11 protein-coding genes, 1 tRNA gene and 1 pseudogene are annotated in these 14,220 nt (G+C 63.8%); 4 read left to right on the top strand and 9 right to left on the bottom strand.

The genetic code is table 11. The annotated features are described in order from the left end of the window. Together HMPREF1224_RS32900 and HMPREF1224_RS32895 are read left to right on the top strand one after the other, a co-directional pair. A complete protein-coding gene (locus HMPREF1224_RS32900; protein WP_003116242.1) occupies nucleotides 1-816 on the top strand; it encodes a tetratricopeptide repeat protein in 816 nt (271 codons plus the stop codon). 122 nt (nucleotides 817-938) lie between these two features. Then, nucleotides 939-2,741, top strand: a complete 1,803-nt coding sequence (locus tag HMPREF1224_RS32895) for a phosphoethanolamine transferase CptA (protein WP_003116243.1) — start codon at nucleotides 939-941, stop codon at nucleotides 2,739-2,741. 55 nt (nucleotides 2,742-2,796) lie between these two features. On the opposite strand, the gene HMPREF1224_RS32890 is transcribed toward HMPREF1224_RS32895, so the two are convergent. From HMPREF1224_RS32890 to HMPREF1224_RS32865, 7 genes and pseudogenes are all read right to left on the bottom strand, one after another. Continuing rightward, nucleotides 2,797-3,222 carry a VOC family protein gene (locus tag HMPREF1224_RS32890; RefSeq protein WP_003094613.1) on the bottom strand — a complete coding sequence of 142 codons (426 nt, stop codon included), beginning with the start codon at nucleotides 3,220-3,222 and terminating at the stop codon, nucleotides 2,797-2,799. A gap of 115 nt (nucleotides 3,223-3,337) precedes the next feature. Next, complete coding sequence (locus HMPREF1224_RS32885; protein WP_003094617.1) at nucleotides 3,338-4,501, bottom strand: type III PLP-dependent enzyme; 1,164 nt, start codon at nucleotides 4,499-4,501, stop codon at nucleotides 3,338-3,340. A 451-nt stretch (nucleotides 4,502-4,952) separates the two neighbouring features. Beyond that, the gene (locus tag HMPREF1224_RS46225) at nucleotides 4,953-5,657 is read right to left on the bottom strand and encodes a methyl-accepting chemotaxis protein (RefSeq protein ID WP_369810743.1); all 705 of its coding nucleotides are present in this window, start codon (nucleotides 5,655-5,657) and stop codon (nucleotides 4,953-4,955) included. A gap of 153 nt (nucleotides 5,658-5,810) precedes the next feature. Beyond that, nucleotides 5,811-6,014: pseudogene (locus tag HMPREF1224_RS46220) on the bottom strand (HAMP domain-containing protein); the annotation flags it as partial. Nucleotides 6,015-7,163: 1,149 nt separating this feature from the next. After that, complete coding sequence (gene ampE, locus HMPREF1224_RS32875; protein WP_003104909.1) at nucleotides 7,164-8,000, bottom strand: regulatory signaling modulator protein AmpE; 837 nt, start codon at nucleotides 7,998-8,000, stop codon at nucleotides 7,164-7,166. Continuing rightward, complete coding sequence (gene ampD / locus HMPREF1224_RS32870) at nucleotides 7,997-8,563, bottom strand: 1,6-anhydro-N-acetylmuramyl-L-alanine amidase AmpD (RefSeq protein ID WP_003116245.1); 567 nt, start codon at nucleotides 8,561-8,563, stop codon at nucleotides 7,997-7,999. The genes ampE and ampD overlap by 4 nt, the downstream gene beginning before the upstream one ends. A gap of 150 nt (nucleotides 8,564-8,713) precedes the next feature. Next, nucleotides 8,714-10,969 carry a DUF1631 domain-containing protein gene (locus HMPREF1224_RS32865; protein WP_003104913.1) on the bottom strand — a complete coding sequence of 752 codons (2,256 nt, stop codon included), beginning with the start codon at nucleotides 10,967-10,969 and terminating at the stop codon, nucleotides 8,714-8,716. A 285-nt stretch (nucleotides 10,970-11,254) separates the two neighbouring features. On the opposite strand from HMPREF1224_RS32865, the gene nadC reads away from it, so the two are divergent. Next, on the top strand, nucleotides 11,255-12,103 hold the full coding sequence (gene nadC / locus HMPREF1224_RS32860; protein ID WP_003161760.1) for a carboxylating nicotinate-nucleotide diphosphorylase: 849 nt from the start codon (nucleotides 11,255-11,257) through the stop codon (nucleotides 12,101-12,103). Nucleotides 12,104-12,155: 52 nt separating this feature from the next. Here the strand turns inward: nadC and HMPREF1224_RS32855 are convergent. Both HMPREF1224_RS32855 and HMPREF1224_RS0112345 read right to left on the bottom strand, forming a co-directional pair. Further along, a tRNA-Thr gene (locus tag HMPREF1224_RS32855) sits at nucleotides 12,156-12,231 on the bottom strand. A 48-nt stretch (nucleotides 12,232-12,279) separates the two neighbouring features. Further along, the gene (locus HMPREF1224_RS0112345; RefSeq protein ID WP_024928732.1) at nucleotides 12,280-12,732 is read right to left on the bottom strand and encodes a pilin; all 453 of its coding nucleotides are present in this window, start codon (nucleotides 12,730-12,732) and stop codon (nucleotides 12,280-12,282) included. 126 nt (nucleotides 12,733-12,858) lie between these two features. On the opposite strand from HMPREF1224_RS0112345, the gene HMPREF1224_RS32850 reads away from it, so the two are divergent. Further along, nucleotides 12,859-14,163 carry an IS1380-like element ISPa33 family transposase gene (locus tag HMPREF1224_RS32850; protein ID WP_010793081.1) on the top strand — a complete coding sequence of 435 codons (1,305 nt, stop codon included), beginning with the start codon at nucleotides 12,859-12,861 and terminating at the stop codon, nucleotides 14,161-14,163. Nucleotides 14,164-14,220: the final 57 nt, after the last annotated feature.

Genomic DNA, 14,220 nt, shown 5'->3' with positions numbered 1-14,220 from the left:
ATGCGCCACCTGCTGCTTCGTCACGACGCGCTGGACGCCGAAGGTTTCGCCGCACAACTGGCCGGTACCCCGGGCGAGGTTGCCCAGGCCATCCTTGGCGCTGCGCGCGAGGGCCTGACGGAAGCCCAGGCCCTCCTCGGACAGATCCTTCTGGACGGCCAAGGCATCCAGCGCGACCCGACCCTGGCGCGGACCTGGTTCACGATCGCCGCCGAACGCGGCCACGCAATGGCGCGCAATATGCTCGCTCGCTGTCTTGAACATGGCTGGGGCGGCCCGGCGGATCCAGCCGCGGCAGCCGTCCACTATCGGATCGCCGCCCAGGCCGGCCTTGACTGGGCCCGCTACAACCTGGCCAATCTCCACGCCACCGGCCGCGGCGTGTCCCAGGACCAGCCGCGCGCCTATGCGCTGTATCGGCAAGCGGCCGAGCAGGGCCACGCGAAATCGATGAACCTGGTGGGGCGCTACCACGAAGAAGGCCTGGTGGTCGCTCGCGACCTGGCGCAAGCTGCGCACTGGTATCGACGTTCCGCCGAGGGCGGCGATTTTCGCGGCCAGTTCAGCCACGCCGCGATGCTCAGCGCCTCGGGCCGCCATGCCGAAGCCGAAACCTGGCTCCGGCGTGCCCTCGAAGGCGGCAACCTGAACTTCCTGCGCAGTGCCCGCCATGGCCTGGAGCAGTCGGCCCACCCGCCGTTCCGCAGCCTGGCGCTGGCCTACTACCGACGCGCGGCGCAGTTGGGCGACGACACCGATCGAGAGGCTCTGGAACAGGCGCTCGAACGTCACGGGTACGCACGACTGCCCGTCTGACGAACAACGCCCAACCCTTTGTTCACACCCACATAACACTTTTTTGACAAGCCTTTCCCTACCCTCGCCGCTTCATCGAGGCGAGCGACGATCGCGCCTCCGGTCCATCGTACGAGGCTATCGTGTCCCCCACTCCACCAAGCGTTACGCGCAATCGCATCGACTGGGCCGGCCTGGGCTGGCTGTTCCTGTTCTTCTGGTTCTTCTCCGGCATCACCCAACTGCTCCTGCTGACCTCCGGCAACAGCGGTTTCTCCGGTTTCCGCAACGCCATGGTGCTGAGCACCATCTGGCTTGCGCCGGTGTTGCTGTTCCCGCGCTGGACCAAGCCGCTGGCCGCCGTCATCGGGCTGGTGCTGTGGGCCGCCTCGCTGGTCGGCCTGAGCTATTTCGGCATCTATCACCAGGAATTCTCGCAAAGCGTGATCTTCGTGATGTTCGAGTCGAACACCGCCGAGGCCAGCGAATATTTCAGCCAGTACTTCAACCCCTGGATGACCCTCGGCCTGGTGCTCTACAGCCTGGTCGCCATCCTCCTCTGGCGCCGCCTGCGCCCGGTCTACCTGCCGCGCTTCAGCGCCCTGCCGGTGGCGGTGCTGCTGATCGTCGCGACCATCGGTTATCCGTTCTACAAGCAACTGGTCAGCCAGGGCCGGCCCTTCGACGAAGCCCTGGACAAGGTCCAGGCGCGCATGGAACCGGCGGTGCCCTGGCAATTGCTGATCGGCTACCAGCAATACCGCCAGCAACTGGGCAGCATGCAGGCGCTCTTGCAAAAGAACGCGGCCCTACCGCCGCTGAAGAACCTCGTCGATGCCAATGGCGATACGCCGCGCACGCTGGTCCTGGTGATCGGCGAATCCACGTCGCGCAAGCACATGAGCCTCTACGGCTATCCACGCGAAACGACCCCGCAGTTGGACGCACTGAAGGCCGCGAACCGGAACCTCACGGTATTCAACAACGTGGTGGCGTCGCGGCCATACACCATCGAGGTGCTGCAGCAGGTGCTGACGTTCGCTGACCAGGAGCATCCCGACCGCTTCCTCACCGATCCGTCGCTGATGAACCTGATGAAGCAGGCCGGCTACAAAACCTTCTGGATCACCAACCAGCAGACCATGACCAAGCGCAACACCATGCTGACGACCTTCGCCCAGCAGACCGATGCGCAGTTCTACCTGAACAACCAGCGCAGCCAGAACGCCAGCCAGCTGGACGGCGCGGTGCTGGCGCCCTTCGCCAAGGTGCTGGACGACCCGGCGCCGAAGAAATTCATCGTGGTCCATCTGCTCGGCACCCACATGAACTACAAGTACCGCTATCCCGCCGACTACGCTCGCTTCGTCGACCGCCAGGGCGCCCCGGCGGCCCTCAGCGATGACCAGGTGGAGGTCTACAACAGCTACGACAACGCCGTGCTGTACAACGACTACGTGGTCTCCAGCCTGATCAAGGGCTTCGCCAACAGCGATCCGAACGGTTTCCTGGTCTACCTCTCGGACCATGGCGAGGAAGTCTTCGACGAAGCCCCGCACGACCGTCTCGGCCGCAACGAAGGCGACCCGACCCGCGGCATGTACACCGTGCCCTTCCTGGTCTGGACTTCGCCCAGCTGGCAGCAGACCCATCCGCGCGACCTGCAGGCCCTGGTCGACCGACGCTACAGCAGCGAAGACCTGATCCATACCTGGTCCGACCTCGCCGGCCTCAACTATGACCTCTTCGATCCGACCAAGAGCCTGGTGAGCAACGACTTCCAGCATGAAGTCCGCTGGATCGGCAACCCCTATGCCCACAATGGCTTGCGCGACTTCGACAAGCTGCCGCTGGACAAGGCCGACGCCGGGCAGCAGGTAGCCCAGGCCGGACGACCCGCGCCAACGACGCCGCGCGCACCGTCCCGTCAGCCGGACGAAGGCTGACCGCCACCAAGGAATGCGCCCCGCCGAACGGGGCGTTTTTCCATCCGTAGCGCCCTCAGGGCAAGACCAGGTTGCCCTGCTCGTCGAACGGCCAGAACGGGTTGTAGGCAATTTCCCAAAGGTGTCCATCCGGGTCGGCGACATATCCGGAGTAGCCACCCCAGAACACTTCCTGCGGCATCTTGGTCGCCTGCCCGCCGGCCGCCGTAGCTGCGGAGAACAGACGGTCCACCTCATCCCGCGAGGCGCAGTTGCAGGCCAGGGTGATAGCCGCGAAGCCGGTCGGACGATCTTCCACCTGCGCATCCTCGGCGAGGGCGCTGCGTCCGTAGAGGCCGAGGACCAGGTTGCGGCCCTTGAGAAATACCACCTGCTCGTTGCCGTCCGAAGAGGGCTGCCAGCCCAGCGCCTGGTAGTAGAGAGAGGAGCGGGCCAGATCGGCGACCCCGAGGGTCACCAGGGAAACACCATTGCCTGTCATGTCGGCGTCCTTGTCATGGGTTGTCGAACAAGGCTGACACGAGCGCCGCGAGGCTTCCAGAGCGACATGAAAAGGCCCCGCCGAGGCGGGGCTCTTCGTAGCAGAGGCGACTGCGCTAGAGGTAGAACGCCTTCAGCGGCGGGAAGCCGTTGAACTCCACCGCACTGTAGCTGGTGGTGTAGGCGCCGGTAGACAGCCAGTAAAGGCGGTCGCCGCTCGCCAGGTTCAGCGGCAGGCCATACTTGTAGTGCTCGTACATGATGTCGGCGCTGTCGCAGGTCGGGCCGGCGATCACCACCTCTTCCATCTCGCCCTGCTTCTCGGTCCAGATCGGGAACTTGATCGACTCGTCCATGGTTTCGATCAGTCCGGAGAACTTGCCGACGTCGGCATAGACCCAGCGCTCCACGGCGGTCCGCGACTTGCGGGCGACCAGCACCACTTCGCTGACCAGGATGCCGGCATTGGCGATCAGCGAACGGCCCGGCTCGAGGATGATTTCCGGCAGGTCGTCGCCGAAGTCCTCCTTGAGGAAGCGGATGATCTCCTCCGCATAGGTTTCCAGGTCGTTGGTCTTGGTGATGTAGTTGGCCGGGAAGCCGCCGCCCATGTTGATCATCTTCAGGACGATGCCGTCTTCTTCCTTCAGGCGCTCGAAGATCACCTTGACCTTGGCGATCGCCGCGTCCCACACCGAGATGTCGCGCTGCTGCGAACCGACGTGGAAGGAAATGCCGTAGGGCTCCAGGCCCAGCTGGCGGGCCAGGATCAGCAGGTCCATGGCCATGTCGGTCTGGCAGCCGAACTTGCGCGACAACGGCCAGTCTGCGGTAGTCGAGCCCTCGGTGAGGATACGCACGTAGACCTTGGCGCCGGGAGCGGCCTTGGCGATGTTGCGCAGGTCGGCTTCGGAGTCGGTGGCGAACAGGCGCACGCCCTTCTCGTAGAAGTAGCGGATGTCCTTGGATTTCTTGATGGTGTTGCCGTAGCTGATGCGCTCCGGACCGACGCCGGTCTTCATCACCTTGTCCAGTTCGTAGATCGAGGCGATATCGAAGTTCGAACCCTTGTCGCGCAGCAGCTCGGTGATTTCGGTAGCGGGATTGGCCTTCACCGCGTAGTAGATCCTGGCGAAGGGGAAGCAGTCGGTCAGTTGGTCGTAGGCATCGGCGATGGTCTGCTTGTCGATGACTACAAAGGGGGTTTCCTGCTTGTCGGCGAAGGCCTTCATGCGCTGGAAGGTTTCAGGGGCGAAATAATCCTCGACCTTGATGGACATGGTTGGGACTCCCAATGGCAAAACACATGGATTCGTAGGGGTGAAGCTGAACGTCTAATCCGTTTCCCCACTTTGGTTCGCCTACTTCCCAAGGCATGTCGCCGAGTATCACCTGCCTGCCGGCAGCCACCGCCTGTTCATCCTGGTAGGTCGCGCGCGTGTCCCGCGCGACGACCTGGCCGCTTGAGCAGCGGACGTCGCCTTGCCACAAGGCGATCTCTCGTCGTCAGTACTTGAGCCGGATGGATCGTTTCCAGCATGGACGTTCGGGCGCGAACTTTAGGACCAAGGGGACGCGAGATCAATAAAAAAATGCCGCGATTTCGCCTCCGCCTGTCGCACCGCCGGATTGACCTGCTCAGCCTTTACCCCATGTGCATGACAGTGGAATGTCCCCGTCCGCCCAGCGTTCAATCGGATGGATGAAAAACGTCCCGCGCAGGCCTTGCGCCTACACCCGGAACGCGCCGATCAGGCGTTTCAGCTGGGTCACCTGGGCGCCCAGTTCGCGGCTGGCCCGTTCGGTCTGGCTGGCGCCTTCCGCGGTGCGCTCGCCGGCCTGGTTGATCTCGACGATGTTCTGGTCGATATCGTGGGCCACGGCGGTCTGTTGCTCGGCGGCGGCGGCGATCTGCTGGTTCTGGTCGACGATCATGCCCACCGCGCCGAGGATATTCTCCAGTGCCTGCTGCACCTGCGCCGACTCGTTGACCGTGCCATCGGCGGTATGGTGGCTGCTGGCCATCGCCTTCACCGCCGCATCGACGCCGCCCTGCAGGCGCAGGATCATCTGTTCGATCTCGGCGGTGGACTGCTGGGTGCGCTTGGCCAGCGTGCGCACCTCGTCGGCCACCACCGCGAAACCGCGCCCCTGCTCCCCGGCACGAGCGGCCTCGATCGCCGCATTGAGCGCCAGCAGGTTGGTCTGTTCGGCGATGCCCTTGATCACATCCAGCACCTGGCTGATCGAGGCGCTGTCACTGGCCAGGCGATTGATCGCCGCCACCGACTGGTCGATCTCGCCGGCCAGGCGCTGGATGCTACCCACCTGCGACTCGACCAGGCTGCGCCCGCTGAGGGTTTCCTGGTTCACGCTGTTCGCGCTGCTCACCGCCATCGCCGCGCTGCGCGCCACTTCCTGGGCGGTAGCGGCCATCTGGTTCATCGCCGTGGCCACCTGCTCGATCTGGCTGCGTTGCCCGGCTACCGCCTGGTTGCTTTCGGCCGACACCGACTCGACGCGCAGGGTCTGCCGCTCGACCTCGCCGACGGTCTGGCTGACCCGCTCGATCAGGTCGTGGATCTTCGCCACCGATTCGTTGAACGATTGTCCCAGCTCGCCCAGCTCGTCACGGCTGCGGGCCTGGAAGCTGACCGTCATGTCGCCGCCGGCGACGCGCTCCATCATTCGCCCGAGATCCTTCAGGGTGGCGCGGGTGGAAACGTAGAAACCGCCGTAGAGGTATAGGATCGCGGCGAAAACCACGGCCAGCGCGGCGACTAGCAACAGCATCTGCGTGCGCACCTGTTGCAGGCGCTTTTGCAACTGGGTATCGAGATAGCCGAGAACGGCGTCGTCGAGCTGGTAGGTCTTGTCCATCGCCGCGCTGACCTGATCGTAGAACTGCGTCCACGGGGTATCCAGCGTCTCGGCCACGATCACCCGGTCCTCGAACAACTGCCCCAGGCTCTTCAGGGTCTCGCGACTGGCCTGGGCGGCCTCCTCGAGCAGCTGTGGGCTGCCGGCCAGGGACTCCTGCAGCTTCAGGCCATACTCGCCATGCAGTTTCTCGAACTCCAGCAGCAGTTCGTCGAGCCGCGCGCTGGAGGACGAATTGAGGAAACCCTGGCCCAGGGAGTAGGCGCCGATGGCGCGCCCCTTGCTGATGGCCGCCGTCACCTCCGGCGTTATCGAGCCGACCAGCTCGCTGAGCTGGCGCACCTGGCGCTGGCTGTCCTGGCTGAGCCCGGCCTGGGCGATGAGCAACTTGATGAATACCTGTGCGCTACCGAGCAGCTTCTCCGCCCGTGCGCCCTTGCCCTGCAGGGACCCTTCGGCCTCCACGGCCTGCAAGCCGTTGAGCAACCGGTCGCGCTGGGCCTCGAATTCGGCTACCGCCGCACCATCCTCGCTGAGCGGCGCCAGCGCCTCGAGCCGCCCGCGCAGCCCCTTCTGGACGTCCGCGATGCGCGCTTCCAGATCGCCGGCCTTGCCGGACTGGCCGATGACCGCATTGATCTGCAACAGATCGTTGAGGGACTCCAGGCCACGCCGGATCTGAAGTCCGCTACCCAGCAGCGTCAAGCTCTGCAGTTCGATCCGGGTGTCACTGAACTGGCGATAGGCATCGCGCACCAGATAGAAGCTGGTGATCAGCAGCGGCAGGAAGAACAGCACGCTGATCAGGCCGAACTTCATGCCGAAGCTGAGCCGGTTCATCAGCGCGATGGCGGGATAGAGTACGGTCTTCACCCAGACGTCTCCTGATTGTTCTTATCGTTCTGAGAGATGCCGCCGCGTGACGACATTGACGCACGGAGTCCGCTCGGTAATGGCCTTTCGAAATCATGCGGACACGTTCACCTGTGTACCCGATATCGGCCTGGTGTTCTGTAACTTAAGGTTAACGGGGAATCGCAGGCGGATTCCCCGTCGCTACGCTCAGAGGAACAGCGCGCAGAAGGCGAACACGGCATACCAGAGCACGGCCGCGCGCACCAGCAATTGCCAGAGCGCATCCAGGCTGGCGACGCCGGCGGCACCCAGTTCGACCGCTTCGACATCGCTGGCGACCCGTCCGGCCTTGCCCAGCAGCGCGGCCGCCGAGATGTCCCAGGCCAGCAGCCAGTGCAGCAACACGCGGATAACCGCGAGGAAGTTGCCGACCAGGGCGAAGCTCAGCACCAGCGCACGCACCGGCAACCAGTCGAGGATATGCCGGACGCGCGCCGCCTGTTCGCGCAACGCCGGCTGGCGGGCGTGCTCCAGCGCCAGTGCCAGCAGGCGATAGGCCAGGGCCGCCACCGGGCCGAGCAAGGCATACCAGAAGATCACCGCGAAGAAGCTCTGGTAGCCCTGCCAGAGCAGATGGCCGTGCACCCGGCCGATCAGTTCGCTCTCGCTGCCGCCCAGGATCCCCAGATCGCGTTCGGCGACATGGAAGGCAGCCTGGGCCTCCTCGCGCCGCCAGGCGTCGCGGAACGGCCCGAGGTCGGCCATGACGTCGCCGCGGCCGAGACTGTAGACCACCACCAGAAGATGCAGCGGAAGGCTCAGCCAGCCATAGGCCAACGGCTGCAGCAATGTCAGCAACAGGGCCAGCGGCAGCAACGGCAGGACTACCGCGAGCAGCAGCCCCAGCCAGGAGCGGCGGGACACCGAGGGCAGGTCCTCGACCAGGCCCAGCCAGGCGAGCCAGGCGCCATCGCGCTGGATACGCCGGCGCCAGCCGGAGAACTTCTCCAGCGCAAGGGCCAGCAGCAACACCAGGAACGTCATGTTTCCTCCTTGGAATAGGTCAATCCGGCGCGGTAGCGCGACCAGTCGAAAGCCTCGCCGGGATCGGTCTTGCGCTCCGGGGCGATATCGCAGTGGCCCTGGATGCGTTCCGGGGTGATCGCCGGGAAGGCCGCGCGCAACAGCCGCGTCAGCCCGGCCAGGGCAGTGTACTGCGCGTCCGTGTACGGTTCCGTGTCGGTCCCCTCCAGTTCGATGCCAAGGGAGAAGTCGTTGCACGCCTCGCGACCGTCGAAGCAGGAAACCCCGGCATGCCAGGCGCGGTCGTGACAGGAGACGAACTGGGTGATGGCGCCGTCGCGTTCGATGAGGAAATGCGCGGAAACCGTCAGGTGGCGGATCTCCTCGAAATAGGGATGTTCGTTCGGGTCCAGGCGATTCTGGAAGAACGCCTGGACCTTGCCGGTGCCGAACTGTCCCGGCGGCAGGCTGATATTGTGGATGACCAGCAGCGACACCGCGTCCCCTTGCGGACGCAGGTTGAAATTCGGTGAAGGGCAGTGGCGGACGCCAAGGACCCAGCCGGTAACGGAATCGAAATGCATACGGGCTCCTGAACGAGCCCCCACTCTAATCCAGCGGCGCCGGAATGACGATCAGGCGGGCTCTGGATCGGCCGCTTCGACATGCGTCGAGGAAAGGTATTACCCGCAAGAAAGAAAAGGTCCGGCATCCGCCGGGTCCTCGAGAAGCGGCTAGGCGCCCTTGAGGCGCCGCAGGTTGCCGATCACCGACTCCAGGGCCCGGTCGAACAGCAAGGCATCGTCCAGCAGGCGTACCGCCTGCCGGCGAAACTCCACCGCCAGGCCCATGCGGGTCTTTTCCAGGACCTTCATCCCGGTGCGATTGACGAAGATGTAGCGACCGGTGGGCCGGATCACTGCCGCCAGCTTGCAGCGCAGCTTGTGCTCGGCGTCCTCCTGGATCTCCACCCAACTGCCGACACGCAGCGCATCGACCCGCAGCAGTGCCTCGTCGTTGTCCGGCAGGCGCACTTCGCTCTCGACAGGCGCCGGGGCGGCGTCCGGCGAGGTCAGGACGATTTCCTCGACCACCCGCAGCATGACCGGCGCCCGGGGCTTTTCCGCGGCCGTGCCCGGGCTCGCTTCGTCGAGCAGGGGGCTGTCCGCGACAGCCGCCTCGCCGCGCTTGTCGCGCTGCAGACCCTGGACATGCAGGGTTTCCAGCTGGCTGAAGAATTCTCCGGTGGAAAACGGATCGAAGGCTGCGCTGGCCAATCCCTCACGCAGCGCCTTGAGCAGGCCAGGCACACGCTCCAGCAACTGTTGGCGGGACAGCGGATCGTCATGCGGGCCGACGCTCCAGATCAACTCGTCCATGGTATCCAGGGCCTCCCGCCACTCGGCCGAAGCCTTGCCATGCTTGAGGCAGATCAGCAGCATCACCTTGCTCCAGGCATCCCGCAGCAGGCGCACCACCACCTCCGGCAGGACCTTGCCGAGCAGTCGCTGGTTCAGCACCTGCTCCACGTCCTGCCGAGCCAGTTCGGCCTTGGCGCGGCCTTCCTCGGCGTCGCGGGTGCGCTGCTCGAGGAGCTCGCTGCGGCGGCGCTCGTCGCCGGTGAAGGCAATGAAGTCCTCCAGCAACTCGGCGAAGATCGCCGGGTCGTCGACGAAGTCGTTCAACAGCCGCATCACGACCTGTTCGATCTTCTGGTACAGGCTGTCGCGCCGGGCATCATTGTGTTCGGCCCAGCCCAGCGACGCGGATGCGATCTCGTTGAGCAGGCGACGCGCCGGATGGCTACCGCGGCTGAAGAAGGTCTTGTCGAGCAGGGCCACCTTGAGCATCGGGATCTGCATCCGACCGATCAGGGCCTTCAGCGAATCAGGCAGGGTGCGGTCATCGAGAATGAATTCGAACAGCATCGACACCAGGTTGATGACGTCATCGTCCACCTGGCCGACCACCCGAGAACGGCCGCTCTTGTGGCTGACCCGCTGGAGCAGTTGGTCGACCCCGTCGCGGACGTCGAACTCCGCGGCGCCAGGGCCCGGCAAGTGCTGTTGCAGGTGGGAAAGCAGGCGCATCAGGTCGTTGCTGGAAATCGGCGCGGCATTCTCAGGCGTTTCGCGACGGTAGAAGGAAGGATTGTCGCGGACCTGCGCCAGCAGTTCCTGCAGCGCGCCGAAGACTTCCTGCTGACCGCCGTCGAGCAGCGCAGCCTGTGCCTGCAGGGTCCCGGCATCGCGTACCGCTTCGGGACGGACAGCGGGCTGACGCCGCGGCAGCGCGGATTTGAGTTCCGGCAGCACGCCCGCAGCGACCAGGATCTGGTTGGCCTCGGCGTACAACTGGTCGCAATGGGCCAGGACGTACTTCTCGAACAGCTTGAGAATGATCAGCTTGACCTTGATCTCGACGCCGAGCCCCTGGCAGGCATCGAGGAAAGCCGCGGTCAGCGGACGCGGAGCGAGGGGATTGCTCTTCTCGTCGACCTTCCGGCCGACCAGGGTGTTCAGGCGGGTGCTCAGGTGGGCCAGCGCGGTGGCATCGCGGCTCATCACCCGCGCCACCATCGCGTCCACCGCGACGGACTCCTCCAGTTCCTCGTTCTGTACCAGGCTGAGGCTGTCGAAGGACACGGTATCCAGGGTCGGCACGGATTTGCCGGACTGTACCTGGTTGAGCGCCGAGAACTCCTCGAAGACCTTCTGCAGGTAGACCCGCTCGATACTCTTGCGCTTGAGGCGCAGGTCGCGCATGGCTTCGAAGAAAGCGTTCTGTTCGAGGTTGCTGGTGGCTCGGTCGGCCATTTCGAAGAGGGTGTCGTCGGCGTTGTCGAACAACGCCTGCAACGCCTGTTTCAGCTGCAACGCCGCCTTGTCGCGCACCTGCACGAGGATGACCGGCAGGCGCCCCGCTCCGGCGTTCGGCGACGGCTCGGAAGCGACCCTGGTCAGGTGCACCACATTGGCATCGTTCTGCATCGGGACTCTCCTGCCACCCTCGCGGCCGCGCATGGAATGGCAAAAATCGGGCACAGAGGATCGATTGGCGTCGTCCGTAACGTCAATTTCCAGGCGTCAAAAACAAGTATCTACATTCATTATAGAGATACTTTCAAATCTAGATAGAGGGTTTTCCTATAGACATGACTCTCTTCACACAAGCGAAGGCCGATGAATGGCGGCCGTCCCGACCGGCGCCCAGGCAGGCACAGACGCCGTCCGCTGCGCTCCGTATAATCGCCCGATCTCGTACAGGAGCCCGCCATGCCTAACCTCACCCTTGCCGACCTCCAAGGCGAAATCCAGGCCAACGTCCGCACCGCCCTGGCGGAAGACGTCGGCGGCGGCGACCTTACCGCTCAGTTGATCGATCCACAGCGCGAGGCCGAGGCCCGGGTGATTACCCGCGAGCACGCGACGATCGCGGGCCGCGCCTGGGTCGACGAGGTCTTCCGCCAGGTCGATCCCCGAGTGCTGGTGACCTGGCAGGTGGAGGACGGCCAGCGAGTCGAGCCGAACCAGATGCTGTTCCAGCTAAAAGGTCCGGCCCGCGCCCTGCTCACCGGCGAGCGCAGCGCGCTGAACTTCCTCCAGCTGCTTTCCGGTACCGCCACCCGCAGCCAGCACTACGCCGACCTGGTCGCCGGCACCGCGGTGAAGCTCCTCGACACGCGCAAGACCCTGCCCGGCCTGCGCCTGGCGCAGAAGTACGCGGTCACCTGCGGCGGTTGCCACAACCATCGCATCGGCCTCTACGATGCCTTCCTGATCAAGGAAAACCACATCGCCGCCTGCGGCGGTATCGATCGGGCAATCGCCCAGGCCCGGCGCATAGCACCCGGCAAGCCGGTGGAAGTGGAAGTGGAGAACCTCGATGAACTGCGCCAGGCGCTGGAGGCCGGCGCCGATATCGTCATGCTCGACGAACTCAGCCTGGACGACATGCGCACCGCCGTCGCCCTCACCGCCGGCCGCGCCAAGCTGGAAGCTTCCGGCGGGATCAACGAAAGCACCCTGCGCAACATCGCCGAGACCGGCGTCGACTACATCTCCATCGGCACCCTGACCAAGGACGTCAGGGCCGTCGACCTGTCCATGCGCCTCACCCTCTGAACGAATCGCAGGCAATAAAAAGCCCCGCCGAAGCGGGGCTTTTTATTGCGACTGGTGCCGGATAGAGGAATCGAACCCCCGACCTTCTCATTACGAATGAGCTGCTCTACCGACTGAGCTAATCCGGCGGCGGCGGCAAGGTATCACTCAACCCAGCAGATATCAACACCCTATTATTAAGGCGCTTTGCAACCTTTAGGGATGAACATTTCGTCCTGGGTAGAAGTACAAGCCCACGACCCTGCATCAGTCCGGGTCAGGGTGATAATTTTACCGGAGTTTTTCGGACTGGAATTGCCGGCTGCAAAAGTGAAAGTCACGGTACCTGCGCCATTGTTCCCAATTGTCACAGCAATAGTGCCAAGCTTATTTGCGGTAGCATCAACACCTACATAGGTAGTATCTGCAGTAGATGCTTGGGAACCAATTTTAATATTTTCCCCAGCGATTCCACGCGACAGCGACTCTTCAACAGTGGTCTTCAGTGGGTTGATCGTCGCCAGCGCCGAAGCACCTTCCGAACGCGCCACATAGTTCTGGTACTGGGGAATGGCAATCGCCGCCAGGATACCGATGATCGCAACCACGATCATCAGTTCGATCAAGGTAAAGCCTTTTTGAGCTTTCATGAATCTCTCCGTTGATTATGTATAGGCCTAACCCGGATTTCTCATGACCGCATAAACAAAAACGGCTGAAAGCCTTATGATTCTTGTCGCCAAACAAAGCCCCATAAGTCTTCAGCCGCGCACAAAATGCTACCAGAAAAACTCCACTTTTCACCCCTCTCTCGCCGCCTCGTCGAGGCCTCTTTCACCGGTGGTCACATCACCTCGGATGCGGGCTTGTTGCTGCTGCGCGAGGTCGACCGGCAACATGGCTTGACCCGCCGCCTGGCCAAAATCGTTCCCGATCGGCGTGATCCTGGGCGTGTCCAGCATGGACTGCAGACACTGCTCGCCCAGCGTATCTATGCACTGGCCGCCGGCTACGAGGATCTCAACGATCATGACGGCCTGCGCCATGACTACGCGCTGCAGACTGCGGTCAACCGCCTGCAACCGCTGGCCGGCAAATCCACTCTGGGGCGCCTGGAACAGCAAGCCGATCGCGAAACGGTGGTGCAAGCCCATCGCCTGCTGTGGGAGCACTTCATCGCCCAGCATGACCAGGCGCCGGCTGAGATCGTGCTCGACTTCGATGCGACCGATGTGCCGGTGCATGGTGATCAGGAAGGGCGCTTCTTCCATGGCTATTACGACCATTACTGCTTCCTGCCGCTCTATGTGTTCTGTGGTCGCCATCTGCTGGTGAGCTATTTGCGCCCGAGCAACATCGATGGCGCCCGACACAGTTGGGCCATCCTGGCACTGCTGGTCAAGTTCATTCGCCGCTTCTGGCCAGAGACCCGCATCGTGTTCCGCGGTGACGGCGGTTTTTGCCGACATCGCATGCTCGACTGGTGTGACCGCAAGCAGGTGGATTATGTGGTGGGTCTGGCCCGCAACACCCGCCTGCAGCGGATGGCGGCGCCGGCCATGCAAGCTGTCGCCGAGGCCTACCAAGAAACCGGGCAGAAGATGTCCGGCGTGTATCGCTTCCTCTATCAGGCCGGTAGTTGGCGTAGGCGCCGCCTGGTCGTGTCGCGCCTGGAACATGGCGAGCAGGGTGCCAATCCACGCTTCATCGTCGTGTCCCGCTTTGCCGAGGATGCTGCCCAGCAGTACTACGAAGACTACTGCGGCCGTGGCGACATGGAGAATCGGATCAAGGACCAACAGTTGGATCTGTTCGCCGACCGCACCTCCAGCCCACGCTGGTGGACCAACCAGTGGCGGCTGATGCTGTCGGCCTTTGCCTATGTGCTGTTCGAACGGCTACGCGATCATCTCCAGGGCACCGCATTGGCGCGCATGAGCATCCATAACCTGCGCTTGAAACTGCTCAAGATCGGTGCGGTGATCATTCGCAACAGCCGGCGCATCCGCGTGCTGATCAGCGAGGCCTATCCGCATCAGGAACTCTTTGCGGGGCTGGTTGCCCGCCTCAAGCCGACCTGAACAGGCGGGCGCCCCCGGCCCGGCTCAATGGGGGAAAGGGGGCAGTGCGCCCCATAC

This window comes from Pseudomonas sp. P179, from assembly GCF_000478485.2.
Taxonomy (GTDB): domain Bacteria; phylum Pseudomonadota; class Gammaproteobacteria; order Pseudomonadales; family Pseudomonadaceae; genus Pseudomonas; species Pseudomonas aeruginosa.
This window is presented reverse-complemented; position numbering and strand designations above follow the sequence as displayed.